Source organism: Microbacterium sp. NPDC064584, from assembly GCF_040687315.1.
In the GTDB taxonomy this organism is placed as follows: Bacteria; Actinomycetota; Actinomycetes; order Actinomycetales; family Microbacteriaceae; genus Microbacterium; species Microbacterium lacus.
In genome coordinates this window covers 69,013-94,324 of record NZ_JBFBMZ010000012.1, presented here as the reverse complement: position 1 = coordinate 94,324, position 25,312 = coordinate 69,013, and the positions used below count along the sequence as shown (strand labels likewise).

35 protein-coding genes are annotated in these 25,312 nt (G+C 68.2%); 34 read left to right on the top strand and 1 reads right to left on the bottom strand.

Translation table 11 applies throughout. The features are described from left to right. Window positions 1-802 precede the first annotated feature (802 nt). The 32 genes from rpsJ to AB0P18_RS15540 all read left to right on the top strand — a co-directional run bounded on the left by rpsJ (window position 803) and on the right by AB0P18_RS15540 (window position 19,626). Window positions 803-1,111, top strand: coding sequence for a 30S ribosomal protein S10 (gene rpsJ, locus AB0P18_RS15695; protein WP_091703640.1), 309 nt, complete (start codon window positions 803-805; stop codon window positions 1,109-1,111). An 8-nt stretch (window positions 1,112-1,119) separates the two neighbouring features. Next, window positions 1,120-1,779, top strand: coding sequence for a 50S ribosomal protein L3 (gene rplC / locus AB0P18_RS15690; protein WP_344051764.1), 660 nt, complete (start codon window positions 1,120-1,122; stop codon window positions 1,777-1,779). A 4-nt stretch (window positions 1,780-1,783) separates the two neighbouring features. Beyond that, window positions 1,784-2,443 carry a 50S ribosomal protein L4 gene (gene rplD / locus AB0P18_RS15685; protein ID WP_344051767.1) on the top strand — a complete coding sequence of 220 codons (660 nt, stop codon included), beginning with the start codon at window positions 1,784-1,786 and terminating at the stop codon, window positions 2,441-2,443. Continuing rightward, on the top strand, window positions 2,440-2,751 hold the full coding sequence (gene rplW / locus AB0P18_RS15680; RefSeq protein ID WP_344051769.1) for a 50S ribosomal protein L23: 312 nt from the start codon (window positions 2,440-2,442) through the stop codon (window positions 2,749-2,751). Before rplD ends, rplW begins: the two co-directional genes overlap by 4 nt. Before the next feature lie 25 nt (window positions 2,752-2,776). After that, on the top strand, window positions 2,777-3,616 hold the full coding sequence (gene rplB, locus AB0P18_RS15675; protein ID WP_344051771.1) for a 50S ribosomal protein L2: 840 nt from the start codon (window positions 2,777-2,779) through the stop codon (window positions 3,614-3,616). Window positions 3,617-3,628: 12 nt separating this feature from the next. Continuing rightward, on the top strand, window positions 3,629-3,910 hold the full coding sequence (gene rpsS / locus AB0P18_RS15670) for a 30S ribosomal protein S19 (protein ID WP_344051774.1): 282 nt from the start codon (window positions 3,629-3,631) through the stop codon (window positions 3,908-3,910). 22 nt (window positions 3,911-3,932) lie between these two features. Then, the gene (gene rplV, locus AB0P18_RS15665) at window positions 3,933-4,331 is read left to right on the top strand and encodes a 50S ribosomal protein L22 (RefSeq protein ID WP_344051776.1); all 399 of its coding nucleotides are present in this window, start codon (window positions 3,933-3,935) and stop codon (window positions 4,329-4,331) included. Beyond that, window positions 4,331-5,092 (top strand): 30S ribosomal protein S3, encoded by a 762-nt coding sequence (gene rpsC / locus AB0P18_RS15660; protein ID WP_344051778.1) that lies wholly within the window; start codon window positions 4,331-4,333, stop codon window positions 5,090-5,092. Before rplV ends, rpsC begins: the two co-directional genes overlap by 1 nt. Continuing rightward, the gene (gene rplP / locus AB0P18_RS15655; protein WP_344051780.1) at window positions 5,092-5,511 is read left to right on the top strand and encodes a 50S ribosomal protein L16; all 420 of its coding nucleotides are present in this window, start codon (window positions 5,092-5,094) and stop codon (window positions 5,509-5,511) included. Before rpsC ends, rplP begins: the two co-directional genes overlap by 1 nt. Beyond that, the gene (gene rpmC / locus AB0P18_RS15650; RefSeq protein WP_344051782.1) at window positions 5,511-5,825 is read left to right on the top strand and encodes a 50S ribosomal protein L29; all 315 of its coding nucleotides are present in this window, start codon (window positions 5,511-5,513) and stop codon (window positions 5,823-5,825) included. The genes rplP and rpmC overlap by 1 nt, the downstream gene beginning before the upstream one ends. Further along, entirely contained in the window at window positions 5,825-6,208 is a 384-nt protein-coding gene (gene rpsQ, locus AB0P18_RS15645; protein ID WP_344051784.1) for a 30S ribosomal protein S17, read from the top strand. The genes rpmC and rpsQ overlap by 1 nt, the downstream gene beginning before the upstream one ends. A gap of 35 nt (window positions 6,209-6,243) precedes the next feature. Beyond that, window positions 6,244-6,612 carry a 50S ribosomal protein L14 gene (rplN, locus tag AB0P18_RS15640; protein ID WP_045278746.1) on the top strand — a complete coding sequence of 123 codons (369 nt, stop codon included), beginning with the start codon at window positions 6,244-6,246 and terminating at the stop codon, window positions 6,610-6,612. 3 nt (window positions 6,613-6,615) lie between these two features. Continuing rightward, window positions 6,616-6,975: a 50S ribosomal protein L24 gene (gene rplX, locus AB0P18_RS15635; RefSeq protein WP_363360795.1), complete on the top strand. Its 360-nt coding sequence runs from the start codon at window positions 6,616-6,618 to the stop codon at window positions 6,973-6,975. Next, the gene (gene rplE, locus AB0P18_RS15630) at window positions 6,975-7,565 is read left to right on the top strand and encodes a 50S ribosomal protein L5 (RefSeq protein ID WP_344051793.1); all 591 of its coding nucleotides are present in this window, start codon (window positions 6,975-6,977) and stop codon (window positions 7,563-7,565) included. The genes rplX and rplE overlap by 1 nt, the downstream gene beginning before the upstream one ends. Before the next feature lie 73 nt (window positions 7,566-7,638). Then, entirely contained in the window at window positions 7,639-8,037 is a 399-nt protein-coding gene (gene rpsH, locus AB0P18_RS15625) for a 30S ribosomal protein S8 (RefSeq protein ID WP_344051797.1), read from the top strand. Between the two features lie 6 nt (window positions 8,038-8,043). Next, window positions 8,044-8,580, top strand: a complete 537-nt coding sequence (gene rplF / locus AB0P18_RS15620) for a 50S ribosomal protein L6 (protein WP_363360794.1) — start codon at window positions 8,044-8,046, stop codon at window positions 8,578-8,580. A 2-nt stretch (window positions 8,581-8,582) separates the two neighbouring features. Then, a complete protein-coding gene (rplR, locus tag AB0P18_RS15615) occupies window positions 8,583-8,942 on the top strand; it encodes a 50S ribosomal protein L18 (RefSeq protein WP_344051801.1) in 360 nt (119 codons plus the stop codon). After that, window positions 8,939-9,631 carry a 30S ribosomal protein S5 gene (rpsE, locus tag AB0P18_RS15610; RefSeq protein ID WP_344051803.1) on the top strand — a complete coding sequence of 231 codons (693 nt, stop codon included), beginning with the start codon at window positions 8,939-8,941 and terminating at the stop codon, window positions 9,629-9,631. The genes rplR and rpsE overlap by 4 nt, the downstream gene beginning before the upstream one ends. Next, window positions 9,631-9,816, top strand: a complete 186-nt coding sequence (gene rpmD / locus AB0P18_RS15605) for a 50S ribosomal protein L30 (RefSeq protein ID WP_039402995.1) — start codon at window positions 9,631-9,633, stop codon at window positions 9,814-9,816. Before rpsE ends, rpmD begins: the two co-directional genes overlap by 1 nt. Further along, window positions 9,816-10,460, top strand: a complete 645-nt coding sequence (gene rplO, locus AB0P18_RS15600) for a 50S ribosomal protein L15 (RefSeq protein WP_344051807.1) — start codon at window positions 9,816-9,818, stop codon at window positions 10,458-10,460. Before rpmD ends, rplO begins: the two co-directional genes overlap by 1 nt. A gap of 100 nt (window positions 10,461-10,560) precedes the next feature. Further along, the gene (gene secY / locus AB0P18_RS15595) at window positions 10,561-11,883 is read left to right on the top strand and encodes a preprotein translocase subunit SecY (RefSeq protein WP_344051808.1); all 1,323 of its coding nucleotides are present in this window, start codon (window positions 10,561-10,563) and stop codon (window positions 11,881-11,883) included. Then, window positions 11,880-12,473, top strand: a complete 594-nt coding sequence (locus tag AB0P18_RS15590; RefSeq protein WP_363360793.1) for an adenylate kinase — start codon at window positions 11,880-11,882, stop codon at window positions 12,471-12,473. The genes secY and AB0P18_RS15590 overlap by 4 nt, the downstream gene beginning before the upstream one ends. A gap of 8 nt (window positions 12,474-12,481) precedes the next feature. Beyond that, window positions 12,482-13,315 carry a type I methionyl aminopeptidase gene (gene map, locus AB0P18_RS15585; RefSeq protein ID WP_344055785.1) on the top strand — a complete coding sequence of 278 codons (834 nt, stop codon included), beginning with the start codon at window positions 12,482-12,484 and terminating at the stop codon, window positions 13,313-13,315. Between the two features lie 8 nt (window positions 13,316-13,323). Beyond that, window positions 13,324-14,013: a thioredoxin domain-containing protein gene (locus AB0P18_RS15580; RefSeq protein WP_363360792.1), complete on the top strand. Its 690-nt coding sequence runs from the start codon at window positions 13,324-13,326 to the stop codon at window positions 14,011-14,013. Window positions 14,014-14,159: 146 nt separating this feature from the next. Further along, window positions 14,160-14,381: a translation initiation factor IF-1 gene (gene infA / locus AB0P18_RS15575; protein ID WP_017201569.1), complete on the top strand. Its 222-nt coding sequence runs from the start codon at window positions 14,160-14,162 to the stop codon at window positions 14,379-14,381. Window positions 14,382-14,445: 64 nt separating this feature from the next. Next, window positions 14,446-14,562 (top strand): 50S ribosomal protein L36, encoded by a 117-nt coding sequence (rpmJ, locus tag AB0P18_RS15570; protein WP_056224002.1) that lies wholly within the window; start codon window positions 14,446-14,448, stop codon window positions 14,560-14,562. A 162-nt stretch (window positions 14,563-14,724) separates the two neighbouring features. After that, on the top strand, window positions 14,725-15,099 hold the full coding sequence (gene rpsM / locus AB0P18_RS15565; RefSeq protein ID WP_344051816.1) for a 30S ribosomal protein S13: 375 nt from the start codon (window positions 14,725-14,727) through the stop codon (window positions 15,097-15,099). 29 nt (window positions 15,100-15,128) lie between these two features. Further along, entirely contained in the window at window positions 15,129-15,527 is a 399-nt protein-coding gene (gene rpsK / locus AB0P18_RS15560; RefSeq protein WP_150448852.1) for a 30S ribosomal protein S11, read from the top strand. A 173-nt stretch (window positions 15,528-15,700) separates the two neighbouring features. Beyond that, entirely contained in the window at window positions 15,701-16,690 is a 990-nt protein-coding gene (locus AB0P18_RS15555; protein ID WP_344051820.1) for a DNA-directed RNA polymerase subunit alpha, read from the top strand. A 40-nt stretch (window positions 16,691-16,730) separates the two neighbouring features. Beyond that, entirely contained in the window at window positions 16,731-17,300 is a 570-nt protein-coding gene (gene rplQ / locus AB0P18_RS15550; protein WP_363360791.1) for a 50S ribosomal protein L17, read from the top strand. A 331-nt stretch (window positions 17,301-17,631) separates the two neighbouring features. Then, entirely contained in the window at window positions 17,632-18,510 is an 879-nt protein-coding gene (locus AB0P18_RS15545) for a DUF559 domain-containing protein (protein WP_363360790.1), read from the top strand. Window positions 18,511-18,645: 135 nt separating this feature from the next. After that, complete coding sequence (locus AB0P18_RS15540; RefSeq protein WP_363360789.1) at window positions 18,646-19,626, top strand: GNAT family N-acetyltransferase; 981 nt, start codon at window positions 18,646-18,648, stop codon at window positions 19,624-19,626. A 3-nt stretch (window positions 19,627-19,629) separates the two neighbouring features. Here AB0P18_RS15540 and AB0P18_RS15535 read toward each other — a convergent pair whose 3' ends face one another. After that, window positions 19,630-21,531, bottom strand: a complete 1,902-nt coding sequence (locus AB0P18_RS15535) for an acyltransferase family protein (protein WP_363360788.1) — start codon at window positions 21,529-21,531, stop codon at window positions 19,630-19,632. A 160-nt stretch (window positions 21,532-21,691) separates the two neighbouring features. Here AB0P18_RS15535 and AB0P18_RS15530 point away from each other — a divergent pair, with 160 nt between their 5' ends. Together AB0P18_RS15530 and AB0P18_RS15525 are read left to right on the top strand one after the other, a co-directional pair. Continuing rightward, window positions 21,692-23,845 carry an adenylate/guanylate cyclase domain-containing protein gene (locus AB0P18_RS15530; protein WP_363360787.1) on the top strand — a complete coding sequence of 718 codons (2,154 nt, stop codon included), beginning with the start codon at window positions 21,692-21,694 and terminating at the stop codon, window positions 23,843-23,845. Further along, entirely contained in the window at window positions 23,845-25,275 is a 1,431-nt protein-coding gene (locus AB0P18_RS15525) for a mechanosensitive ion channel domain-containing protein (RefSeq protein ID WP_363360786.1), read from the top strand. The genes AB0P18_RS15530 and AB0P18_RS15525 overlap by 1 nt, the downstream gene beginning before the upstream one ends. The last annotated feature ends 37 nt before the right edge of the window (window positions 25,276-25,312 follow it).

Sequence of the window (25,312 nt, the reverse complement as noted above, 5' to 3'; positions counted from 1 at the left end):
GCCGAGCCCGCACGCCCCGAGCTCTACCTCACCGCCTGACCATCACCCACCATCAGGATGCAACGGAATAACACCACACCACGGGACTTGACCGCCGTCCGCCGCGCGACCGGCTGGGAAGTGAGTCGCTGGGGCTGGGATCAGGCGCCGAGCTTCGCGTCCTTCGCCGCGCTCATGCGTCGGCTGCGCTTCACAATCTGACTGCTGTCCCCGCCCGGCCTCCCGCCGACATGGTTGCTTCTGCGCCGAGATGGTCGTTCTTCCCTCGAGATGGTCGTTCTTCCCCCGAGATGGTCTGCACGATCTCGAGGGGAAACCCACCATCTCGAGGGGAAACCCACCATCTCGGCGAGAAACCCACCATCTCGCGAGGAAACCCACCATCTCGGCGGGGAGGGGCGGAGGGGGGGACGTGGGGTGGAAACGCGACACGCCCGAGTTTGCGACACGCCCGGGGTGCACGTAGACTAATGAAGTTCCACACTCCGGGCCCCTTCGGGCGTGCCCGGATCACTGCCAGGCAGTGCATAGGCGGCGCGAGAGCGCAGGGTCCTAGGCCGCAGGCAGGAGAACGAAACTTCCCACACCAGCATCCCGGAGACGGGAGCGCATCCGTGCGCGGGCGGGCGGGGGAACCGGAGGCTCCGGCCGTCGGGTTGACAGCAGAACAGTGGTGCAGCATCACCGCCGCAAGACGGTGAGCGAAGTGCCCAGGGCGAGGGAAGAACCCTTCCACGCCTTCGTGCGTCCAATGCGGTTCGGATCCCGAGCACGTAAGACGCGTAAAGAGAGAGAGCAGACAATGGCGGGACAGAAGATCCGCATTCGCCTGAAGTCGTACGATCACGCCGGCCTGGACTCGTCGGCCCGCAAGATCGTCGACACCGTGACCCGTGCCGGTGCCACGGTCGTGGGCCCCGTGCCCCTGCCGACCGAGAAGAACGTGATCTGCGTGATCCGTTCCCCGCACAAGTACAAGGACAGCCGCGAGCACTTCGAGATGCGCACCCACAAGCGTCTGATCGACATCATCGACCCGACGCCCAAGGCCGTCGACTCGCTGATGCGCCTCGATCTGCCGGCTGACGTCAACATCGAGATCAAGCTCTGAGGTCCGACATGGCTGACATCAACTCCAAGATTTCCAAGGGGATGCTGGGCACCAAGCTCGGCATGACCCAGGTCTGGAACGAAAGCGGAAAGCTCGTTCCCGTCACCGTCATCGAGCTCGCGCCGAACGTGGTCACCCAGGTTCGCACCCCCGAGCGCGACGGCTACAACGCGATCCAGATCGCGTACGGCCAGATCGACCCGCGCAAGGTCAACAAGCCGCAGACGGCCCACTTCGAGGCCGCCGGCGTGACCCCGCGTCGCCACCTCACCGAGGTCCGCACCGCTGACGCCTCCGACTACACGCTCGGCCAGGAGATCACGGCCGAGGGCACGTTCGAGGCCGGCCAGCTCGTCGACGTCGTCGGCACGAGCAAGGGCAAGGGCTTCGCCGGTGTCATGAAGCGTCACAACTTCAAGGGCGTCTCGGCATCGCACGGTGCGCACCGCAACCACCGCAAGCCCGGTTCGATCGGCGCGTCGTCGACCCCGAGCCGCGTCTTCAAGGGCATGCGCATGGCCGGCCGTATGGGCGGCGAGCGCGTGACCGTCCTCAACCTCACGGTGCACGCCGTCGACGCCGAGAAGGGTCTGCTGCTCGTCAAGGGCGCCGTCCCCGGTGCTCGTGGCCGCATCGTCTTCGTCCGCAACGCAGTGAAGGGGGCTTGAGTCCATGGCTGACCAGACTCTCGCGCTCGACGTGCGAAGCGCAGACGGCAAGAAGGCAGGCTCGGTCGAGCTGCCCGCCGCGCTCTTCGACGTCAAGACGAACATTCCGCTGATCCACCAGGTCGTCGTCGCCCAGCGCGCCGCCGCCCGTCAGGGAACCCACTCGACCAAGCGTCGCGGTGAGGTCTCGGGTGCCGGCCGCAAGCCCTTCAAGCAGAAGGGCACGGGTAACGCCCGTCAGGGCTCGATCCGCGCGCCGCACATGACCGGTGGTGGCATCGTCCACGGGCCGAAGCCCCGCGACTACGCCCAGCGCACCCCCAAGAAGATGATCGCCGCAGCACTGCTCGGATCGCTCAGCGACCGCGCCCGCGGCGACCGCCTTCACATCGTCGACTCCTTCGGGATCGACGGTGCCCCCTCGACCAAGGCGGCGGCATCCGTCCTCACGGCGTTCGGCGCCGTGAAGAACGTGCTCGTCGTCATCGAGCCCGGTGACGAGATCACGGTCAAGAGCGTGCGCAACCTCGCGTACGTCCACGTGCTCCCCGTCGGCCAGCTCAACGCCTACGACGTGCTCGTCTCGGACGACATCGTCTTCACCAAGGCCGCCTACGACGCGTTCGTCGCTGCGAAGACGGTCACCGAGGAGGTCTCGGCATGAGCACCCTGCAGAACGCCCTGAACAAGGACCCGCGCGACATCATCCTCAAGCCGGTCGTCTCGGAGAAGAGCTACGGGCTCATCGACGAGGGCAAGTACACGTTCCTCGTGGACCCGCGCGCGACCAAGACCGAGATCAAGCTCGCGATCGAGAAGATCTTCGGCGTCAAGGTCGCCGCGGTCAACACGATCAACCGCGTGGGCAAGTCGCGCCGGACCCGCTTCGGCACCGGCAAGCGCAAGGACACCAAGCGCGCGATCGTGACGCTGCGCTCGGGCACCATCGACATCTTCACGGCCGTCGGCTGACGACCGGGACGAAGGACTAACAACAATGGCAATTCGCAAGTACAAGCCCACGACCCCGGGTCGCCGCGGCTCGTCGGTGGCGGACTTCGCTGAGATCACCCGATCGACGCCCGAGAAGTCGCTCCTCCGCCCGCTCGCCAAGACCGGTGGTCGCAACAACCAGGGTCGCATCACGACCCGTCACATCGGTGGTGGCCACAAGCGCCAGTACCGCGTGATCGACTTCCGTCGCAACGACAAGGACGGCATCGACGCGAAGGTCGCGCACATCGAGTACGACCCCAACCGCACGGCGCGCATCGCGCTGCTGCACTACGCGGACGGCGAGAAGCGCTACATCATCGCGCCGAACAAGCTGTCGCAGGGTGACGTCGTCGAGTCCGGCCCCGGTGCCGACATCAAGCCCGGCAACAACCTGCCGCTGCGCAACATCCCGACCGGTACGGTCATCCACGCGATCGAGCTCCGCCCCGGCGGCGGCGCGAAGATGGCCCGCTCCGCGGGTGCATCGGTGCGTCTGGTCGCCAAGGACGGCCCGTACGCCCAGCTGCGTCTGCCCTCGGGCGAGATCCGCAACGTCGATGCGCGCTGCCGCGCGACCATCGGCGAGGTGGGCAACGCCGAGCAGTCGAACATCAACTGGGGCAAGGCCGGCCGCAACCGCTGGAAGGGCATCCGCCCGACCGTCCGCGGTGTCGCGATGAACCCGGTCGACCACCCGCACGGTGGTGGTGAGGGCAAGACGTCCGGTGGACGTCACCCGGTGACCCCGTGGGGCCAGAAGGAAGGCCGCACGCGTCACGCCAACAAGGAAAGCGACAAGTACATCGTCCGTCGTCGCAACGCCGGCAAGAAGCGCAAGTAGGAGTAGAGGAAGATGCCACGCAGTCTCAAGAAGGGCCCCTTCGTCGACGATCACCTGCTTCGCAAGGTCGTCGCTCAGAACGAAGCGGGAACGAAGAACGTCATCAAGACCTGGTCGCGCCGGTCGATGATCGTGCCGGCCATGCTCGGCCACACGATCGCCGTCCACGACGGTCGCAAGCACATCCCCGTGTTCGTGACCGAGACCCTGGTCGGTCACAAGCTGGGCGAATTCGCGCCCACCCGCACCTTCCGCGGCCACGTGAAGGACGACAAGAAGGGCCGTCGCCGCTAAGGCGGCGCGAGAGGAGAGAGAAATGGTGGAGTCCATCGCACGTGTGCGACACATCCGCGTGACCCCTCAGAAGGCTCGTCGTGTCGTCGCCCTGATCAAGGGCAAGCAGGCTCAGGAGGCTCTGGCCATCCTGAAGTTCGCGCCGCAGAGCGCGAGCGAGCCGATCTACAAGCTCGTCGCCTCGGCGATCGCGAACGCTCGCGTGAAGGCCGACAAGGACGGCGAGTACCTGGACGAGCAGGACCTGTACGTGGCCAACGCGTACGTGGACGAGGGCACGACGCTCAAGCGTTTCCAGCCCCGCGCCCAGGGTCGCGCATTCCAGATCAAGAAGCGCACGAGCCACATCACGGTCGTGCTCGCAACGCCCGAGGTGGCCGAGTCCGCCCCGGCAGCCAAGACCAAGAAGGCGAGCAAGTAATGGGCCAGAAGGTAAACCCGTACGGCTTCCGCCTCGGCATCACCACCGACCACGTGTCGCGCTGGTTCTCCGACTCGACGAAGCCCGGACAGCGCTACGCCGACTACGTGGCCGAGGACATCAAGATCCGCAAGCTCCTGCAGTCGAACCTCGACCGCGCAGGCGTCAGCAACATCGAGATCGAGCGCACGCGTGACCGCGTCCGCGTCGACATCCACACCGCCCGCCCGGGCATCGTGATCGGTCGCCGCGGCGCCGAGGCGGAGCGCATCCGCACCGACCTCGAGAAGCTCACCGGCAAGCAGATCCAGCTGAACATCCTCGAGGTCAAGAACCCCGAGGCCGACGCTCAGCTGGTCGCGCAGGGCATCGCCGAGCAGCTCTCCGCACGTGTGGCGTTCCGCCGCGCGATGCGCAAGGGTCTGCAGGGCGCTCAGCGTGCCGGTGCCAAGGGTGTCCGCATCCAGGTCTCCGGTCGCCTGGGCGGCGCCGAGATGAGCCGGTCGGAGTTCTACCGCGAAGGCCGTGTGCCCCTGCACACCCTGCGCGCGAACATCGACTACGGCTTCTACGAGGCCAAGACCACCTTCGGCCGCATCGGCGTGAAGGTCTGGATCTACAAGGGCGATCTCACCGCCAAGGAACTCGCGCGCGAGCAGGCCAACGCTCCGAAGGCACCCCGTGGTCGCGATGACCGCGGTGGCGACCGTCGTCGTGGGCCTCGTGGCGACGCGCCCGTCGCAGAAGGAGCGTCTGCCTGATGCTTATCCCCCGCAAGGTCAAGTACCGCAAGCAGCACCACCCGGGTCGCTCGGGCCAGGCCACCGGCGGCACCAAGGTGACGTTCGGTGAGTTCGGCATCCAGGCGCTCACGCCCGCTTACGTGACCAACCGTCAGATCGAGTCCGCTCGTATCGCGATGACGCGTCACATCAAGCGTGGTGGAAAGGTGTGGATCAACATCTACCCCGACCGTCCGCTGACCAAGAAGCCCGCTGAGACCCGCATGGGTTCCGGTAAGGGCTCGCCCGAGTGGTGGGTCGCGAACGTCAAGCCGGGTCGCGTCCTCTTCGAGGTCGCCGGCGTCAACGAGGAACTCGCTCGTGAGGCCCTGACCCGTGCCATCCACAAGCTGCCGCTGAAGGCACGCATCATCAAGCGCGAGGAGGGCGACGCGTAATGGCGATCGGCACCAAGCAGCTCGCCACGAGCGAGCTCGACACGTTCGAAGACCAGCGCCTCGTCGAGGAGCTGCGCAAGGCCAAGGAAGAGCTGTTCAACCTGCGCTTCCAGTCGGCCACCGGCCAGCTCGAGAGCCACGGGCGCATCCGCGCCGTCAAGCGCGACATCGCGCGGCTCTACACCGTGATCCGGGAGCGCGAGCTCGGCATCCGTGCCACGCCCGCCCCTGTGGAGGTCGCGACGAAGGCGAAGAAGACGAAGGCCAAGAAGGCGGATGCCGCTGACAAGGCCGAGAAGGAAGAGGCCGAGTAATGGCTGAGACCAAGCCCGCCGCCCCCAAGAAGGCGGCCCCGAAGAAGACCGCTGCCAAGGCCGAGGCCGTCGAGGCTCCGGTCGCGGCCAAGGGTCACGAGTCGGCCGCGCACGACGTGCGCGACGCCGACGCCCGCGGGTACCGCAAGGCGCGCCGCGGTTACGTGACCAGCGACAAGATGGACAAGACCATCGTCGTCGAGGTCGAGGACCGCGTGAAGCACCCGCTGTACGGCAAGGTCATCCGCCGCACCTCCAAGGTGAAGGCGCACGACGAGACCAACTCCGCCGGCATCGGCGACCTCGTCCTCATCAACGAGACCCGCCCGCTGAGCGCCACGAAGCGCTGGCGCCTGGTCGAGATCCTCGAGAAGGCCAAGTAAGCCCCCGGGCCTACTTGGAACCCAAGGAGTAACAAGTGATTCAGCAGGAATCCCGCCTCAAGGTCGCCGACAACACCGGCGCGAAGGAGCTGCTCACCATCCGCGTGCTCGGCGGCTCGAAGCGCCGTTACGCGGGCCTCGGTGACACGATCGTCGCCACGGTCAAGGACGCGATCCCGGGCGGCAACGTCAAGAAGGGCGATGTGGTCAAGGCCGTCATCGTCCGCACCAAGAAGGAGACGCGCCGTCCCGACGGCTCGTACATCAAGTTCGACGAGAACGCCGCCGTGATCCTGAAGAACGACGGGGAGCCCCGCGGCACCCGCATCTTCGGACCCGTCGGTCGCGAGCTTCGTGACAAGAAGTTCATGAAGATCGTCTCGCTGGCGCCGGAGGTCATTTAAGTCATGGCGAAGATCAAGAAGGGCGACCTGGTTCAGGTCATCTCGGGCGCCAAGCCCGAGCGCGGCGGAGACCGCGGCAAGCAGGGCAAGGTCCTCGAGGTCCTGGCCGGGCAGAACCGCGTCATCGTCGAGGGCGTCAACTACGCCACCCGCCACAACCGCGTGGGCCAGACCCAGCGCGGCACCAAGACGGGCGGCATCGAGACCTTCGAAGCCCCCATCCACATTTCCAACGTCGCTCTCGTCGACCCCTCGACCAAGAAGCCGACCCGTGTCGGTCACCGCGTCGAGGAGCAGACGAAGGACGGCGTGAAGCGCACCGTGCGCGTCCGTTACGCGAAGAAGTCAGGCAAGGACCTCTGATGAGCACCACCACTGCCGTGGAGGCTGGCAAGATCCAGCCCCGCCTGAAGCAGAAGTACAACAGCGAGATCAAGAAGGCGCTGCAGGACGAGTTCGGCTACGCCAACGTCAACCAGATCCCGAAGATCGTCAAGGTCGTCGTGAACACCGGTGTCGGCGAGGCCGCTCGCGACAGCAAGGTGATCGACGGCGCCGTGGACGACCTGACCAAGATCACCGGTCAGAAGCCCGTCGTCACCGCCGCCCGCAAGTCGATCGCGCAGTTCAAGCTGCGCGAGGGCCAGGCCATCGGCGCGCACGTCACCCTCCGCGGTGACCGCGCGTGGGAGTTCCTGGACCGTCTCGTCTCGCTCGCGCTGCCCCGCATCCGCGACTTCCGGGGCCTCTCGCCCAAGCAGTTCGACGGCAACGGCAACTACACGTTCGGTCTGCAGGAGCAGTCGGTCTTCCACGAGATCGACCAGGACAAGATCGACCGCGTGCGCGGCTTCGACATCACCGTGGTCACCACGGCGAAGACGGATGCCGAGGGTCGGGCGCTGCTGCGTGCGGTCGGCTTCCCCTTCCGCACCGAAGAGAACCAGTCCTAATCGGGACACTCGCCACCACAGGTCGGCCGTCTTGTAAAGGCGTACGAAACCTGGTGAACAAAGGAACAACCTCATGACAATGACAGACCCGGTCGCAGACATGCTGACCCGTCTGCGCAACGCGAACTCGGCGCACCACGACACCGTGTCGCTGCCGAGCTCCAAGCTCAAGACCAACCTGGCCGAGATCCTCAAGCAGGAGGGCTACATCGCCGACTGGAGCGTCGAGGACGCCCGCGTCGGTCAGACCCTCTCGATGACGCTGAAGTACGGCCCGAACCGCGAGCGGTCGATCGCCGGCATCAAGCGCGTCTCCAAGCCGGGCCTGCGCGTCTACGCGAAGTCGACCGAGATCCCCACGGTCCTCGGCGGCCTCGGCGTCGCGATCCTGTCCACCTCCTCTGGCCTCCTCACGGACCGCCAGGCCGAGCAGAAGGGCGTGGGTGGGGAAGTCCTCGCCTACGTGTGGTGATCTGACATGTCGCGTATTGGACGCCTCCCCATCGACATCCCCGCGGGCGTGACCATCTCGGTCGACGGCCAGGACGTCGCGGTGAAGGGCCCGAAGGGCGAGCTGGTGCTCACCGTTTCGCGCCCGATCGAAGTCAAGGTCGAAGAGAACCAGGTTCTGGTCAGCCGGCCCGACGACGAGCGCGAGTCGCGGTCGCTCCACGGCCTGACCCGCACGCTCATCAACAACAACATCATCGGTGTGACCCAGGGCTACACGAAGGGCCTCGAGGTCGTGGGCACCGGTTACCGCGTCGCGCAGAAGGGCAGCTCGATCGAGTTCGCCCTCGGCTTCTCGCACCCCGTGCTCGTGGACCCGCCCGCGGGTATCACGCTCACGGTCGAGGGCAACAACAAGGTCACCGTGAGCGGCATCGACAAGCAGGCGGTCGGCGAGGCCGCCGCGAACATCCGCAAGATCCGCAAGCCCGAGCCGTACAAGGGCAAGGGTGTGCGGTACGCCGGCGAGGTCGTTCGTCGCAAGGCCGGAAAGAGTGGTAAGTAACCATGGCTGTCAAGACCAAGTCTCAGGCGCGTTCGCGCCGCCACGCCCGTCTTCGCAAGAAGATCGTCGGCACCGAGCAGCGTCCGCGTCTCGTCGTGACCCGCTCGGCCCGTCACGTCTTCGTCCAGGTGGTCGACGACGCGAAGGGTCACACCGTCGCCTCGGCGTCCACCCTCGAAGCGGACCTGCGTTCGTTCGACGGTGACAAGACCGCCAAGGCCCGCAAGGTCGGCGAACTCGTCGCCGAGCGCGCGAAGGCCGCCGGCATCGAGGATGTCGTGTTCGACCGCGGTGGCAACCGCTACGCGGGCCGTGTCGCGGCGATCGCCGACGGCGCCCGCGAAGGGGGACTGAACCTGTGAGTGAAATCAAGGAGACCGAAGTGACCACCGAGCAGACCGCTCCCGAGGCTCAGGCGGCCGCCACCGAGGCGCCCGCCGAGCGCGAGCGCGAGCCGCGCCGCGGTGGCCGCGAGCGCAACGCCAACCAGCGTGACCGTGGTTCGCGCGATGCCGACAAGAGCCAGTTCCTGGAGCGCGTCGTCACGATCAACCGCGTGTCCAAGGTCGTCAAGGGCGGTCGCCGCTTCAGCTTCACGGCGCTGGTCGTCGTGGGCGATGGCAACGGCGTCGTCGGTGTCGGCTACGGCAAGGCGCGCGAGGTTCCCCTCGCGATCTCGAAGGGTGTCGAAGAGGCCAAGCGCAACTTCTTCCGCGTGCCCCGTGTCGGCGTGACGATCCCGCACCCCGTCCAGGGTGAGGCCGCCGCCGGTGTGGTGCTGCTGCGCCCCGCCGCCGCCGGTACCGGTGTCATCGCCGGTGGACCGGTGCGTGCCGTGCTCGAGTGCGCCGGCATCCACGACGTCCTGTCGAAGTCGCTCGGCTCGTCGAACACGATCAACATCGTGCACGCGACGGTCGCGGCCCTGAAGCAGCTCGAGGAGCCCCGTGCGGTCGCCGCGCGTCGCGGCCTCGAGTTCGACCAGGTCGCTCCCGCCCGTCTCGTGCGTGCGGAGGCCGACGCCGCCGCTGCTGCGAAGGTAGGTGCCTGATGGCCGCGCGACTGAAGGTCACGCAGACGAAGTCCAAGGTGAGCGAGAAGCAGAACCAGCGTGACACGCTGCGTTCGCTCGGTCTGAAGCGGATCGGCGACTCCGTCGTCCGTCCCGACGACGCGCAGACGCGCGGTTACGTCAAGACCGTCGCGCACCTCGTCAAGGTTGAGGAGATCGACTAATGGCCGAGAAGGCTGAGAAGGCGACCGAAGAGGTCACCGAGAAGAAGGCGGCCCCCAAGAAGGCCGCTCCCAAGAAGGCTGCTGCGGAGAAGTCCGCCGCGCCGAAGGCCGCCAAGGCTGACTCCGCCGCGAAGGCGGACAAGGCTGAGAAGGCCGCGCCGAAGGCCAAGCCCGCCGCGAAGAAGGCTGACGCTCCGGCGTCGCGCCCCGGCGTGCTGAAGGTGCACCACCTGCGTCCGGTCCCGGGCTCGAACACCGCCAAGACCCGCGTGGGTCGCGGTGAGGGCTCGAAGGGCAAGACCGCCGGTCGTGGCACGAAGGGCCAGAAGGCCCGCTACCAGGTCAAGGCCGGCTTCGAGGGTGGGCAGATGCCCCTCCACATGCGTACGCCCAAGCTGCGCGGGTTCAAGAACCCGTTCCGCGTGGAGTACCAGGTGGTCAACCTCGACAAGCTCGCCGAGCTGTACCCGGCCGGTGGCGATGTCACCGTCGGCGATCTCGTCGCCAAGGGCGCCGTGCGCAAGAACGAGAAGGTCAAGGTGCTCGGCACCGGCGACATCGACGTGAAGCTCACCGTGTCGGTCGACAAGGTCTCGGGTTCTGCCGAGCAGAAGATCGTCGCCGCGGGCGGTTCGGTCAAGTAGTTCACCCAGCGGGGGCCGGAGAGAAGTCTCCGGCCCCCTCTGCGTTACCCTGGAGGTTGATGCGCCTCGTCGCATCGGCATCCCCTCTGGAGGCATCCTCTTGTTCAGCGCCATCGCGCGGGTCTTCCGTACACCCGACCTCCGTCGGAAGATCGGCTTCACTCTGGCGATCATCGCCATCTATCGCTTCGGCGCGCACATCCCGGCGCCGTTCGTCGACTTCCCCAACGTGCAGTCCTGCCTCCGGCAGAGCGCCGGCACCGAGGGGCTGCTGTCGTTGGTCAACCTCTTCTCGGGCGGCGCCCTGCTGCAGCTGTCGATCTTCGCGCTCGGGGTCATGCCCTACATCACCGCGACGATCATCGTGCAGCTGCTGCGCGTGGTCATCCCGCACTTCGAGACCCTCTACAAAGAGGGCCAGGCGGGCCAGTCCAAGCTCACCCAGTACACCCGTTACCTGACGATCGCGCTCGCACTGCTGCAGTCGACGACGCTCGTGACGGTCGCCCGCAGCGGCCAGCTCTTCGGCACCACCGGCATCCCCGAGTGCGAGCAGCTCCTCACGAACGACGTGTGGTGGGCGCAGCTGCTGATGATCATCACGATGACCGCCGGCACCGGCCTGATCATGTGGTTCGCCGAGCTCGTCACCGAGCGCGGCATCGGCAACGGCATGTCGATCCTGATCTTCACCTCGATCGCGGCGGCCTTCCCCGCGTCGATGTGGGCGATCTGGCAGTCGCGTGGGTTCGAGACGTTCCTGCTGGTCCTCGCGGTCGGCATCGTCGTGGTCGCGCTCGTCGTCTTCGTCGAGCAGTCCCAGCGCCGCATCCCGGTGCAGTACGCCAAGCGCATGGTGGGCCGTCGCACGTACGGCGGCACGAACACGTACATCCCGATCAAGGTCAACATGGCCGGCGTCGTGCCCGTGATCTTCGCGTCGTCGCTCCTGTACATCCCCGCGCTGATCGCGCAGTTCAACCAGCCGCAGGCGGGCCAGGCGGCGCAGCCGTGGGTCGCGTGGATCGCGCAGTACCTCACGACCGGCGACAGCCCGCTGTACATGCTCGTGTACTTCCTGCTCATCGTCGGATTCACGTACTTCTACGTCGCGATCACGTTCAACCCGGTCGAGGTCGCCGACAACATGAAGAAGTACGGCGGCTTCATCCCCGGCATCCGAGCGGGTCGTCCCACCGCGGAGTACCTGGACTACGTGCTCACGCGCATCACGCTGCCCGGTTCGCTGTACCTCGGCTTCATCGCCCTGCTCCCGCTCATCGCCCTGGCGGCGGTCGGCGCGAACCAGAACTTCCCGTTCGGCGGCGCCTCGATCCTCATCATCGTCGGTGTCGGTCTCGAAACCGTGAAGCAGATCGACGCGCAGCTCCAGCAGCGCCACTACGAAGGGCTCCTCCGATGACGCGTCTCCTCATCGTCGGCCCGCAGGGCTCGGGCAAGGGCACGCAGGGCGTGCGCATCGCCGAGGCGTACGGCATCCCCGCGATCTCCACGGGCGACATGTTCCGCGCGGCGGTCAAGAGCGGCTCCGAGCTCGGCACGAAGGTGACCGAGATCATCGAGGCCGGCAATCTCGTCCCGGACGAGCTGACGAGCGCCGTCGTGCGCGATCGCCTCTCGCAGGCGGATGCCGAGGGCGGCTTCCTGCTCGACGGCTACCCCCGCAACCTCGGCCAGGTCGCCGACCTCGATGCGTTCCTCGGTGGACGCGGCGAGAAGCTCGACGCCGTGATCGAGCTTCTCGTGCCGCGCGCGGAGAGCATCGAGCGCCTCACGCTGCGCGCGAAGGAGCAGGGGCGCACGGACGACACCGAGCAGGTCATCGAGAACCGCCTGGCGATCTACGAGCGCGAGACCGCTCCGATCCTGGATGTCTACCGCGCGCAGGGCATCGCGCTCGAGGTCGACGGCGTCGGTTCGCTCGACGAGATCACCGCCCGCGTCATCGCCGCCCTCGAGGGTCACGGTCTGACGCGCTCCGCCGCCGCGTGAGTCCGCTGCTGCCGGGGCGCCGGTCGATCTACAAGACGCCGGCGCAGCTGCGCGCGATGATCGAGCCCGGGCTCATCACCGCCGCCGCCCTCGACGCCGCCCGGGCGCTCATCGCCCCCGGGGTCACCACGCTCGAACTGGACGCCGCGGCATCCGAGGTCATCGTCGCCCGCGGCGCGATCTCGAACTTCCAGATGGTGCGCGGCTACCGCCACACCGTCTGCACGTCGGTGAACGAGCAGGTCGTGCACGGTATCCCGTCCGGCCGCGTCCTCGAACCCGGCGACATCGTGTCGGTGGATGCCGGGGCGGAGCTGCGCGGCTGGAACGGCGACTCTGCCTTCACGTTCGTCGTGCCCGATGACACGCGTCCCGAGCTCGTCGCGGAGCGCGAAGAGCTCTCCCGCGTGACCGAGGGGTCGCTGTGGGCGGGGATCGCGGCGCTCGCGACCGCGTCGCACCTCGGCGAGGTGGGCGCCGCCATCCAGGACCACATCGACGCATCGGGCCACGGGTACGGCATCCTTCGCGAGTACGTCGGCCACGGCATCGGGCGGAAGATGCACGAGTCGCCCTCGGTGTTCAACTACCGCACACCCGACCGCGGCGCCGAAGTGCGCCCCGGCCTCGCGGTCGCGATCGAGCCGATGGTCGTGATCGGCGACCAGGCGACGTTCGTGGAGGACGACGACTGGACCGTGTCGACCCTCGACGGCACAGCCGGCTCACACTGGGAACATAGCGTCGCCGTGCATGATGACGGTATCTGGGTGCTCACCGCGCCCGACGGCGGCGCAGCGGGCCTGGCGCCGTTCGGCATCACCCCGCGCGAGATCGGATAGGAACCTCCATGGCAGCCCCTGCACGCAAGACGAACTGGTTCGCGATCTGGGTGAGTGTCGCCGTGGTCGTGCTGCTGGTCGCGGTCGCCGGTCTCGTGGTGTGGATGAACAACACCGCCACCGCACCCGACCCGGTCAACACGCCGGACGCCGCCGTCATCAACCAGGAGACCGGTGCGATCACCGTCGGCGACGGCGCGGGGACGATGGACACGTACATCGACTTCATGTGCCCGGTGTGCAACCAGTTCGAGCAGGCGTACGGCGAGGCGATCCAGTCGCTCGTGGACGACGGCACGATCACTCTGAACATCCACCCGATCTCGATCCTGGACCGCGCGTCGCAGGGCACCGAGTACTCCACGCGCGCGGCGAGCGCGATGTACTGCGTCGCGGCCGCCGACGGATCGGCCGCGGTGCCGTTCATGCAGGCGATGTACGCCAATCAGCCCGCCGAGGGATCGACCGGGCTGACCGACGAGCAGATCCTGGCGATCGCCGCCGGTGTCGGCGTCACGGGCATCGACTCGTGCGTGAACGACGGCACCTATAAGGGCTACGTCACGGCGATGACCGAGAAGACCCCCGTCGCGCCGAGCGCACAGGGGATCGGCACGCCGACCATCGCGATCAACGGTCAGGTCATCGACAACTCCTCGCTGCCGGCGCCCGCCGACCTGGCGACGCTGTTCCCGTAGGACGGGAACCGCGACACGCCCGGTTTGCCGGGTGCTGCAATATCACGTATGCTTGATCTTTGGTGCGTTATGCCTTATCGGCGTGTCTGCGCACCGACTCCCACCCAAACCGCAGACCGACCGGTTTGCTGAGCGTTAGCGAGTGTATGGCGAAGAAAGACGGTGTCATCGAGATCGAAGGCGTGATCTCCGAGGCCCTGCCCAACGCGATGTTCCGCGTCGAGCTGAGCAACGGGCACAAAGTCCTCGCCACGATCTCGGGCAAGATGCGGCAGAACTACATCCGCATCATTCCGGAGGACCGCGTCGTCGTGGAGCTGAGCCCCTACGACCTCACGCGCGGCCGCATCGTCTACCGCTACCGCTAGGCCGGTCGAGAAGTAACACCCCAGGCTCCGGCCTGCCCGGTGAAGACAGCGAACAGGAAACATCATGAAGGTCAACCCCAGCGTCAAGCCCATCTGCGATCACTGCAAGGTGATCCGCCGTCACGGCGTCGTCATGGTCATCTGCAAGTCGAACCCGCGCCACAAGCAGCGCCAGGGCTAGTCCACAGATTTCATTCCGGATGCCGGTGCCCCGGCATCCGGAACATCACACAACTGAACACACACTCGGCAGGACCAGAACCTCTTCGGAGGGGACACCTCGGGCTGGAGGCCCGGGCACCGGCTCTGCTCCACACCTCCACTTCACTCTCAGGAGAACCGCATGGCACGTCTTGCCGGCGTTGACATCCCGCGCGACAAGCGCGTGGTGATCGCCCTCACCTACATCTACGGCGTTGGTCCGAACCGCTCGAAGGACATCCTCGCAGCGACCGAGATCAGCCCCGACATCCGGGTCAAGGACCTCACGGACGACCAGCTCATCGCGCTGCGCGACCACATCGAGGGGACCTACAAGGTGGAGGGTGACCTGCGCCGCGAGGTCGCCGCCGACATCCGCCGCAAGGTCGAGATCGGCTCGTACCAGGGCCTGCGTCACCGCCGCGGCCTTCCCGTGCACGGTCAGCGCACGAAGACCAACGCCCGCACCCGCAAGGGACCCAAGCGCACCGTCGCCGGCAAGAAGAAGGCGCGCTAAGCGCGGCCCCGGTTTAGGAGAACCAGAACATGGCACAGGCCAAGACCGCCGCGCGCAAGCCGCGTCGCAAGGAAAAGAAGAACATCGCGCTGGGCCAGGCCCACATCAAGTCGACGTTCAACAACACGATCGTCTCGATCACCGACCCCGCCGGCGCTGTCATCAGCTGGGCGTCCTCGGGCGGCGTGGGCTTCAAGGGCTCGCGCAAGTCGACGCCGTACGCGGCCGGCATGGCTGCGGAGTCCGCCGCCCGCCAGGCGCAGGAGCACGGCGTGAAGAAGGTCGACGTCTTCGTGAAGGGTCCGGGTTCGGGCCGCGAGACCGCGATCCGTTCCCTCCAGGCCGCCGGCCTCGAGGTGGGCTCCATCAACGATGTGACGCCGCAGGCGCACAACGGATGCCGCCCGCCCAAGCGCCGCCGCGTCTGACGCACTCCGCTGCGCCGGTCTGCTCGCGCCCGTTTCGGCTCGAGCAGGCCGCGCAGCGGTCATCATGCACGCCGGATGCCGCGCCGCCTGGCTGACGGCATCCCGAAGACAACTCAACACTCTCACCCATTGCACGTGTCATATAGCGGATACGTGATCGAAAGGAACACATAGTGCTCATCGCACAGCGTCCCACTCTGACCGAGGAGAAGATCGGCGAGTTCCGCAGCCGGTTCATCATCGAGCCGCTGGAGCCCGGTTTCGGTTACACGATCGGCAACGCGCTGCGTCGCAGCCTGCTCTCGTCGATCCCCGGCGCAGCCGTCACCAGCATCCGAATCGACGGCGTCCAGCACGAGTTCAGCACGATCCCCGGCGTGAAGGAAGACGTCACCGAGATCATCCTGAACATCAAGCAGCTCGTCGTCTCGAGCGAGCGCGATGAGCCCATCACCGCGTACCTGCGCAAGACGGGTGCCGGCGAGGTCACGGCCGCCGACATCTCCGCCCCCGCCGGCGTCGAGGTGCACAACCCCGAGCTCGTGATCGCGACCCTGAACGACACCGCGAAGTTCGAGCTCGAGCTCACGATCGAGCGCGGCCGCGGCTACGTCTCGGCGACGCAGAACCGCAACGAGTACGCCGAGTCGGGTCAGATCCCGATCGACTCGATCTACTCGCCGGTCCTCAAGGTCAGCTACCGGGTCGACGCCACCCGTGCCGGTGAGCGCACCGACTTCGACAAGCTCGTCCTGGACGTCGAGACGAAGAACTCGCTCGCCCCGCGCGACGCCGTCGCGTCGGCCGGTCGCACGCTCACCGAGCTGTTCGGCCTCGCCCGCGAGCTGAACGTCGAGGCCGAGGGCATCGAGATCGGCCCCGCGCCGGTCGAGACCGTCCTCTCCAACGAGCTGTCGATGCCGATCGAGGACCTGGACCTGTCGGTCCGCTCCTACAACTGCCTCAAGCGCGAGGGCATCAACACCGTGTCGGAGCTCGTCGCCCTGTCGGAGACGCAGCTGATGAACATCCGCAACTTCGGTCAGAAGTCGGTCGACGAGGTGCGCGACAAGCTCATCTCGCTCGGCCTGTCGCTGAAGGACTCGGTTCCCGGGTTCGACGGCGCGCACTTCTACGGCGGATACGACGACGAGACCGTCTGAGTTTCGGCTTTCGACCTTTAAGACACTGGAGTAACTGAGAATGCCCAAGCCCACGAAGGGTCCCCGCCTCGGCGGCGGTCCGGCCCACGAGCGCCTGCTGCTTGCGAACCTCGCCGCGGCGCTGTTCACGCACAAGTCCATCAAGACGACCGAGACCAAGGCCAAGCGCCTGCGTCCGCTCGCCGAGCGCCTCATCACGTTCGCCAAGCGCGGCGACCTGCACGCCCGTCGCCGGGTGCTGTCGGTCATCGGTGACAAGGAAGTCGTGCACGTCCTGTTCACCGAGATCGCGCCGCTGGTCGCGGACCGTGAGGGCGGCTACACCCGCATCACCAAGGTCGGCAACCGCAAGGGCGACAACGCGCCCATGGCCGTCATCGAGCTCGTGCTCGAGCCGGTGAGCCCGAAGCCGAAGAGCGCGAAGAAGTCGGCTGCGGCCGCTCCTGCTGCCGCTCCGGTCGCGTCGGAGGAGGCTCCGGCCGACGAGGCTGTGGCTTCGGAGGAGGCTCCGGCCGACGAGGCCGGCGCCGATGCCGGCGCCGAGTCGCCCGAGGAGGGCGCGGCGGCCGAGGCTGCCGCCGAGGACGCGGTCGTCGAAGAGAAGGCCTGACCCTCTCGCACCTGCTGTTCCCGAGACCCGCGCCCCCGAGGGGCGCGGGTCTCGTGCTTTCGGGCGCGCTTGGTCGGCGCCTGTGCGCACAGCTCCCGCAGTTCGATCGGCTGCACTCCGATGAGGCCCGGAATCTCGGTGCGCCGCTCCGGCGGGGACGGCGAAGTGCGGGAGTCATGATTCGCCGGCCGACGAGGAGTCCGATCGACGTGGATCTCGATCGGCGCTGAGGCGTTGATCTCCTCCTCCCCGGCGCCGCCAAAGCGGACGTTGTGCACAGATCGGGCCCCGATTCCTGATGGCGGGTGCGCCTGCCCGCACGCTGGCACGCATGACTACGATCTCCGCGCTCACGGTTCCCGATGAGCGGGTGCTGCACCGCCACGAACTGCTCGCACTCGGGTACACCCCGCGGCGCATCACGGCGGCCGTGCGTGACGGTTCCCTCGTGCGGGTGCGTCGGGACAGGTACGTCCGTCCCGGCACCGACCGTGCGGTCGCGGCGGCGGTGCGCATCGGTGGTCACCTGACGTGCGTTTCCGCACTCGCGGTCCTCGACCCCGAGATCTTCGTCTTCGCGCACGATCACGTGCACGTTCACGCCGATCGCCAGGCGTCGCGGTTGCGCGGACCCGGCGTGAGTCACAAGCACTGGCGGAAGTCGGAGGCGGGCGACGTGCGGCTGAGCCGCCGCAGGCTCACCGAGCCTCCGGCGTCGCGACACCTGCTGGCGGTCGGAGACATCGTCGGACAGCTCGTGCGGTGCCTCCCCGAGCGCGAGGTCATCGCGACGCTGGACAGTCTCCTGCACCGACGGATCGTCGATGAGCCGTTTCTCCGGGAAGTGTTCCGCGCGCTCCCCGCACGGTACCGGCGCATCGCGGAGCGTCTCGATGCGCGCGCCGAGTCGGGCACGGAATCGCTTCTTCGCTTGCTCCTCGTGGAGCTCGGCATTCCATTCGAGGTGCAGGTGCGGATCGCCGGCGTCGGGCGCGTGGACTTCGTGATCGGCGGGTTCCTGATCATCGAGTGCGACAGCAAGGCCCATCATGAGGGCTGGGAGAAGCAGCGCTCGGACCGCCGCCGCGACATGAAGGCGGCCGCCCGGGGCTACTGCACGCTTCGGATCCTCGCCGAGGACATGTTCCACCACCCCGAAGCCGTCCGCGAGGCTCTCCTGGGGCTGATGGCCGGGCACCCGCGCGCATAACTCCTGCTTTCCGGTCCGGGCCCGCCGCCGCCGACTCGGAGTTGCGCGGGACTCGGCGGTCGGGCCGGCAGAAAGCAGGAGTTGCGCGCACGGACGCGCAGAGACATGCGGCGACCCCCGCCCTAGGCTGGAGCGATGAGCCCGACGATCCCGCAGCACCCCGAGGTGACCTTCCGGCCGGCGACCGAGGCGGACATCGACGCGATCCACGCGGCGGTGGCCGCGGCGGACCGGGTGGACCACCCGAGCTGGGTGACACCGCGCGAGGACATCGCGGACATGTTCGAGCTCTCGCACGTGGATCCTGCGCGCGACACACTGCTCGCGGTCCTGCCCGACGGCGAGGTCGTCGCGATGGCCCATGCGATGCTCCACCCGAACACCGCGGAAGAGCGGCACGCGTATCTGCAAGGCACCGTCCGCCCCGACCACCGGCGCCGCGGCATCGGCACCGCACTCATCGCGTGGACCTACGCGCGCACGCGCGAACTGCTCGACGAATCGGGCTCGGACGCGCCCGCCGCGATCTACCAGTACGTCGACGAGGAGAACGCGGATGCCGCCACGCTCGGCGAACGCCTGGGCCTTGTGACCGAGCGCTGGTTCAGTTCGATGCAGCGCGATCTGGCCGAGCCGATCGACGCGCCGACGAGGCCCGACGGTGTCGAGGTCGTGGCCTACACGCCCGACCGCGCAGAGGATGTCCGCATCGCTCGCAACGACGCGTTCCGCGACCACTGGGGCAGCCTGCCCAGCCCGCCCGAGCGGTGGGAGCAGTTCGTCAACGGACCGTTCCTGCGGCCCGACCTGTCCACCCTCGCCCTGATCGACGGGCGGATCGTGGCGTTCTGTCTGGCTTCGGTGAACGAGGAGGACTGGGTCGCCCTCGGCGCGCCGAACACGTACATCGACCTGATCGGCGTCGTGCGCGATCAGCGCGGTCGGCGGCTCGCTCCGCTCGTGATCGCCGGCACGCTCGAGGCGGCGCGCGCGGCGGGGCTCGAGCAGGCTGTGCTCGACGTCGACACCGAGAGCAAGACCGGCGCGAACACGCTGTACGAGCGCCTCGGGTTCACCTCGACGCACCGCCAGCAGGCGCTGGTGCAGCGGCTCTAGAACCTACTGCGGCAGGGGCAGGTCGGGGTGCGCCCGCCGGTAGGCGCGCATGTCGACCTCGTACTCGGCGAGCGCCCGCTGCAGCTCGGCGGCCTCGAGCCCCTCCTCGACGGCGTCGGCGAAAATCCGCCCGCCCGCCATGCCTGGGTGGATCTGGTCGCCCGCGAGCAGATCGGTGTGCGGCGCGATCGCGCCGGACCAGTCCGCGACCACGACGCCCGGGTGGGACGCGGCGAAGGCCGCGAGGTCGGCGTTCACACCCGGGATCCAGTCGCGCGGCGCGAATGCGTTCACGAGCACGAGTTCGCGGTCGGGACCGACGATCTGCGCCATCTGCTCCATCGCGTCGGGGCTGAGCGGTCCGTTCGTGCCGAGCGCGACGACGACGTAGGGACGCAGCTGTCCGGCCGAGGCGAGGGACTGAAGGATGCCGGGCCCGGCATACGTCGAGCGCGAGACCTCGGCATCCACCTGGATCCCCGGCATCTCCTCCAGCAGCGCCGGCGCCGACGCGAGCATGACCGAATCGCCGACCGCGGTGACCTCGTCGCCCGTCACGGGATCGGGGGAGGGCACGGGCCGGGGGTCGCCGACCGGTGGGGGCGTCCGGGTCTCGGACTCGGCGGGAGCGGCATCCGGAGCGTCTTGCACCGCGTCGGCGCCGGCGAGAACCGCCGCCTGACCGGAGGAGACCTCGGGGGCGGCGGCGATCGCGGCCGTGGTCCCGCCGAGCAGCACGACACCGGCGGCGACCGCGCCGAGCGCCCGGACCCGCGCGCGGGGGGAGCCGGACAGGCGCGCGCCCAGACGCGCGAGGCATCCGCGGAAGCCGTGGCGACGCACGGGGGTCTCCAGCAGCCGGTACGACAGCTCGGCGATGACGAGGGTGAGGACGAGTGTCAGCACGCCGATCCAGATCGGGATGCCGGTCTCGGGGCCACCGCCGACGAACCCGGCGGTCAGAAGTACGAGCAGCGGCCAGTGCCAGAGGTAGATGCCGTACGACCGATCGCCGACCCAGCGCAGCGGCGCGGCATCCAGCGCCCGTCCGAAGCGGGACCCGGGCCACACACCCGCGACGATCGCGGCCGCGCTGCACAGGCTCGCCGCGAGCACGGCTCCCGGAAAAGTCGCCGGGGTGGGGGTCGGCGGCACGAGCGCGAGGGCCCCGAGCCCGGCAAGAGCCGCGCCGCCGACCCACGGCGCCCACCGCGGCGCCCGCGCGGGCGCGTGACCGGGCACGCTCTGCAGCACGAACGCGAGCGCGATGCCGAGCAGGATGCCGAACGCGTGCGTGTCGGTGCCGAAGTAGGCCCTCGTGACGTCGCCGCCGGTTGCGACGAGCGTTCCCATCCACACGGCCGACGCGCCGGCGAGGAGGAGCGCGGCACCGGCCCGCCCCCAGGCGCGGGGGAGCAGGAGGAACAGCGGCAGCACGATCGGCCACACGAGATAGAACTGCTCCTCGACCGCGAGCGACCAGAAATTGCGGAAGAGCTCCGGCGTCGCCGCCGAGAAGTACCCGCCGCCCGCGGCGATCGAGATCCAGTTGTAGCTGAAGGTCGCGGCCCCCAGCACCTGCGCGCCGAGGTTCACGAGCACGTCGCCTCCGATGACCCATGCCGCGCTCGCACACACCGTGACCACGGCGGCCAGCGCGGGGATCAGGCGCCGAGCACGGCGGCGCCAGAAGTCGCCGAGGGCGATGCGGCCGCCCTCGCGCAGCAGCAGGGTCGTGATCAGGAATCCGCTGATCACGAAGAACACGTCGACCCCGATGAAGCCGCCGCGCACCCAGGACTGCGGGAACAGGTGGTAGATCACGACGAGTGCGACCGCGATCGCGCGCATGCCGTCCAGTCCCGCATAGCGGGCGGCGGGGGCGGCGGCGGTCGTCGAAGTCATCAGGAGTCAGGAAAGGCGACGTCCATTGTAAGCGCGTGTATCAGCGCGGCCCCTTCGGGCCTCTATCCCCGAGAAGCGCCGCGGCGCTATCCTGGGCCCACCTCGCGCCGGGGGTTTTGCGCGCGGGCCTGGGAGTATCCGCGCACACCGGGGGGCGTGTATGGCAGGGGAATGGGTCGGCACTCCGCGCGCCCGTCGCCGCGGCGGTCTGTCGATCTACAGCATCCTGCTCATCATGCTGCTGTCGGTCAGCGTCCTCTCCAGCATCGTCGTCGGCATCATCGGCTACATCAACGGCACCGAGGCGCTGCGGGCGATCGCGTACGAGAAGCTCGTCGAGATCCGCGAGAGCCGCGCGCGCGAGGTCACCCAGCTGTTCACGACGATCGAGAACGCCGTGCGGCTCGGTGCGATGAACGAGACGAGCACGCGGGCGATCGTCGATTTCACGGCCGGGTTCGACGAGCTGCAGCAGACGAGCGTCGACTCGGCGGATGCCGCGGCCCTGGCGACCTATTACCGTGACACGTTCGCCGCCGATCTGTCGGCAGCGACCGGTGAAGAGGTGGAGGGGGCCGCGTTCGCCCCCAGGTCCCCGGCGGCGAAGTACCTGCAGGCGAAGTACGTCGTGCCGTACGACAGCTGGGAAGAGGCGATCCTCACGGATGACGCGGGCGACGGGAGCACCTGGTCGGCCGCGCACGCGAAGTACCACGACTACTTCCGCGCGATGACGCAGCTGCAGGACTTCGAGGACGTCCTGATGATCGACACCGACGGCGACGTGGTCTACAGCGCGTTCAAGGGCGTCGACCTCGGCACGAACCTGCTCGACGGGCCGTACCGGCTCTCGAACCTCGCCGTCGCGTACCGCGAGTCGATGAGCCGCAACATCGTCGGCGAAGTCGTGATCGCCGACTTCGCCGCCTACAGCCCGAGCCTCGGCAACCCCGCCGGGTGGGCCGTGACGCCGATCGCGGTGGACGGCGAGGTGAAGGGCGCTCTGGCGATCGAGCTGCCGATCGACCGGATCAACGAGGTCATGACCGCGGACGGCGAGTGGCGCATCAACGGGCTCGGGCAGACCGGCGAGACCTACCTTGTGGGGCGCGACGGGCTCATGCGGTCGATCTCGCGGCAGCTGATCGACGACCCCGACGGGTACGCCGACGCCGCCGTGTCGGCCGGGCTCTCGCCGACCGCGGCCGAGCTCAGCGTGCAGAACGGCAACACCCTGCTGCAGCAGATCGTGAGCGGCGCCGCCGTGACCGCCGCGCTCGCCGGTGACAGCGGCACGATGCTCGAGAGAAGCTACCTGGGCCGGGACTCGCTGACGGCGTTCGCTCCGCTGAACGTCGGCGGGCTCAACTGGGTGATCGTCGCGCAGGAGTCCTCGGCCGAAGCCCTGGTGCCGGTCGAGGACTTCACCCGCAATCTGATCCTCTCCACGGCCGGGATGATCATCTTCGTGTGCCTGCTCTCGCTCGTGCTCGCGCAGGTGTTCGTCCGGCCGCTGCGGCGGCTGAAGACCGCCGCCCGGCGGATCGCCGCGGGCGAGGAGGGCGTGCAGGTGGAGGCCGGATCCTCCGACGAACTGGCCGATGTCGCGAGCGCGTTCAACGACATGAGCCGGAGCCTGCAGGTGAAGTCGAACCTGATCGAAGAGCAGGAGAAGGCGAACGAGCGGCTCATCCTGTCGTTCATGCCGGAGGGGATGGCCGACCGCTACAAGCACGGCGACGAGGCGATCACGCAGGAGAACGAGGACGTCACGGTCATCTTCGCCGACATCGTCGGCTTCGAGGAGATGGCGCTGTCGATGACGTCCGAGGAGGCGGTCGCGAAGCTTAACGACCTGATCCGCACGTTCGACGAGGCTGCCGAGCGGTTCGGGGTCGAGCGGGTGCGCACGACCCGGCAGAGCTATCTCGCGAGCTGCGGCCTGGGCACCCCGCGCGTGGACAACGCCCGCCGCGCGGTGGAGTTCGCGATCGAGCTCGACACGATCCTCGAGCGGTATTCCGCGCAGCAGGGCGTGAAGCTCGACCTGCGCGCGGGGTTGGACTCGGGCCGGGTCACGAGCGGACTGATCGGTCGCGCGCGGGTCGTCTACGACATGTGGGGGGATGCCGTGAACCTGGCGTTCCGGGTGCAGGGCGACTCCGATGAGCCGGGCATCTACATCACGCAGCGCGTCGCGGACCGCATCCCGGACACCGTCCCGATCACGCCGGCCGGTGACGTGTCGACGCAGAGCGGGACGCAGCGGGTGTGGCGGGTGGAGTCGAACGTGCCGGTGCCGGAGGCGTCGTGATGGCCGACATCGTGTCGCAGCCGTGGTTCTGGCCGGCGGTGATCGTCTCGGTCGGACTCCCGCTCGTGCTCATCGCGCTCACCGAGATGCACAACGCGATGGCGCGGCGGGGGTCTCGCGCCGCGCCGATCGTGCTCATGGTCCGCAATTACCTCGTGCCGGTCGCCGGTGTCCTGGTGCTGCTGAGCCAGCCCGGCGCCTGGGAGGGCGAGGGCACATGGCCCAAGGTCATCTGGACGATCTTCGGGCTGCTCGTGATCGTCGTCACGATCAACGCGATCAACCACCTCGTCTTCCACCGCGGGGAGAAGGGGTCGTGGCGCGACCGGTTCCCGTCGATCTTCAGCGACCTCATCCGCTTCGTCTTCATCGTGGTCGGCATCGCGCTGCTGTTCTGGTGGGTGTGGGATGCCGATGTCGCGGGCGTCTTCGCGGCGCTGGGCATCACGTCGATCATCGTCGGACTCGCGCTGCAGAACGCGGTCGGGTCGATCGTGTCCGGACTGTTCCTCATCTTCGAGGCCCCGTTCCAGATCGGCGACTGGCTGGAGACCGGTGGGACGCGCGGGCAGATCATCGAGGTGAACTGGCGGGCCGTGCACCTGGACACCGGCAACGGCATCCTCGTGATGCCGACCGCAGAGCTCGCCGAAGGGTCGTTCACGAACCTGTCGCGCAGCCCCGAGCCGTACGCCGCGTCGGCGGAGTACACGTTCGCGACCGACGACCCGCCCGCGCGGGTGCGGGCGCTGCTGGTGGAGGTCGCCCGCGACATCCCGCTCGTGTCGCCCGACCGCGAGCCGGCCGTCACGACACTCGACGGCGCGCGTTACCGGGTCTCGATCCCGCTGACCTCACCGGGCGATCACGGCGGCGTGCTCGACGCGTTCGCGACCCGGCTCTGGTACGCCGCGCGGCGGGCGGGGTTGCACCTGGACGGCGACCTGACCGACGAGTGGAACTCGGCGAGCAGACTGCAGGACGCGCTGCACGAGATCGCGCCGATCCTGAGCCTGCGTCCCGCGGAGGCCGAAGCGCTCGCCAGTACCGCGCGGCTCGAGCGGTACTGCCAGGGCGAGGTGATCCTTCGGCCCGGGATGATCCCGATGGCCACGCGGTTCATCCTCGCCGGGCGCGTGATGCTCGGCATCCCGAGCGACGCGGGGTTCATCCAGGTGACCGAGCTCGGACGGCACGACGCGGTCGGGCTCACGGCGCTGACCCGGACCGAGACGATCTCGCGTGCGATCGCGCTCAGCGAGCTCGAGGTCGTCGCGATCCCGGTGCGGGCGCTCGATGACGTCGTCCGGGCGCACCCGGTGCTCGCGCGCGAGATCGTGCGCGAGAGCGAGAACCGCGTGCGGCTGGCCCGCAGCGCGATGGATGCCGCGGGGGAGCGGCTCGCGCCCGGTCGGAACGTCTTCGGCTGACGTCCCCTGCGTTCCCGCGAGAGGGCAGATATGTAGG

Bases quoted from the DNA above. Each gene is read 5' to 3' on its own strand.
- rpsJ (WP_091703640.1), top strand. From the start codon at position 803: ATGGCGGGACAGAAGATCCGCATTCGCCTGAAGTCGTACGATCACGCC.
- rplC (WP_344051764.1), top strand. From the start codon at position 1,120: ATGGCTGACATCAACTCCAAGATTTCCAAGGGGATGCTGGGCACCAAG.
- rplD (WP_344051767.1), top strand. From the start codon at position 1,784: ATGGCTGACCAGACTCTCGCGCTCGACGTGCGAAGCGCAGACGGCAAG.
- rplW (WP_344051769.1), top strand. From the start codon at position 2,440: ATGAGCACCCTGCAGAACGCCCTGAACAAGGACCCGCGCGACATCATC.
- rplB (WP_344051771.1), top strand. From the start codon at position 2,777: ATGGCAATTCGCAAGTACAAGCCCACGACCCCGGGTCGCCGCGGCTCG.
- rpsS (WP_344051774.1), top strand. From the start codon at position 3,629: ATGCCACGCAGTCTCAAGAAGGGCCCCTTCGTCGACGATCACCTGCTT.
- rplV (WP_344051776.1), top strand. From the start codon at position 3,933: ATGGTGGAGTCCATCGCACGTGTGCGACACATCCGCGTGACCCCTCAG.
- rpsC (WP_344051778.1), top strand. From the start codon at position 4,331: ATGGGCCAGAAGGTAAACCCGTACGGCTTCCGCCTCGGCATCACCACC.
- rplP (WP_344051780.1), top strand. From the start codon at position 5,092: ATGCTTATCCCCCGCAAGGTCAAGTACCGCAAGCAGCACCACCCGGGT.
- rpmC (WP_344051782.1), top strand. From the start codon at position 5,511: ATGGCGATCGGCACCAAGCAGCTCGCCACGAGCGAGCTCGACACGTTC.
- rpsQ (WP_344051784.1), top strand. From the start codon at position 5,825: ATGGCTGAGACCAAGCCCGCCGCCCCCAAGAAGGCGGCCCCGAAGAAG.
- rplX (WP_363360795.1), top strand. From the start codon at position 6,616: ATGGCGAAGATCAAGAAGGGCGACCTGGTTCAGGTCATCTCGGGCGCC.
- rplE (WP_344051793.1), top strand. From the start codon at position 6,975: ATGAGCACCACCACTGCCGTGGAGGCTGGCAAGATCCAGCCCCGCCTG.
- rpsH (WP_344051797.1), top strand. From the start codon at position 7,639: ATGACAATGACAGACCCGGTCGCAGACATGCTGACCCGTCTGCGCAAC.
- rplF (WP_363360794.1), top strand. From the start codon at position 8,044: ATGTCGCGTATTGGACGCCTCCCCATCGACATCCCCGCGGGCGTGACC.
- rplR (WP_344051801.1), top strand. From the start codon at position 8,583: ATGGCTGTCAAGACCAAGTCTCAGGCGCGTTCGCGCCGCCACGCCCGT.
- rpmD (WP_039402995.1), top strand. From the start codon at position 9,631: ATGGCCGCGCGACTGAAGGTCACGCAGACGAAGTCCAAGGTGAGCGAG.
- rplO (WP_344051807.1), top strand. From the start codon at position 9,816: ATGGCCGAGAAGGCTGAGAAGGCGACCGAAGAGGTCACCGAGAAGAAG.
- AB0P18_RS15590 (WP_363360793.1), top strand. From the start codon at position 11,880: ATGACGCGTCTCCTCATCGTCGGCCCGCAGGGCTCGGGCAAGGGCACG.
- AB0P18_RS15580 (WP_363360792.1), top strand. From the start codon at position 13,324: ATGGCAGCCCCTGCACGCAAGACGAACTGGTTCGCGATCTGGGTGAGT.
- infA (WP_017201569.1), top strand. From the start codon at position 14,160: ATGGCGAAGAAAGACGGTGTCATCGAGATCGAAGGCGTGATCTCCGAG.
- rpmJ (WP_056224002.1), top strand. From the start codon at position 14,446: ATGAAGGTCAACCCCAGCGTCAAGCCCATCTGCGATCACTGCAAGGTG.
- rpsM (WP_344051816.1), top strand. From the start codon at position 14,725: ATGGCACGTCTTGCCGGCGTTGACATCCCGCGCGACAAGCGCGTGGTG.
- rpsK (WP_150448852.1), top strand. From the start codon at position 15,129: ATGGCACAGGCCAAGACCGCCGCGCGCAAGCCGCGTCGCAAGGAAAAG.
- rplQ (WP_363360791.1), top strand. From the start codon at position 16,731: ATGCCCAAGCCCACGAAGGGTCCCCGCCTCGGCGGCGGTCCGGCCCAC.
- AB0P18_RS15545 (WP_363360790.1), top strand. From the start codon at position 17,632: ATGACTACGATCTCCGCGCTCACGGTTCCCGATGAGCGGGTGCTGCAC.
- AB0P18_RS15540 (WP_363360789.1), top strand. From the start codon at position 18,646: ATGAGCCCGACGATCCCGCAGCACCCCGAGGTGACCTTCCGGCCGGCG.
- AB0P18_RS15535 (WP_363360788.1), bottom strand. From the start codon at position 21,531: ATGACTTCGACGACCGCCGCCGCCCCCGCCGCCCGCTATGCGGGACTG.
- AB0P18_RS15530 (WP_363360787.1), top strand. From the start codon at position 21,692: ATGGCAGGGGAATGGGTCGGCACTCCGCGCGCCCGTCGCCGCGGCGGT.
- AB0P18_RS15525 (WP_363360786.1), top strand. From the start codon at position 23,845: ATGGCCGACATCGTGTCGCAGCCGTGGTTCTGGCCGGCGGTGATCGTC.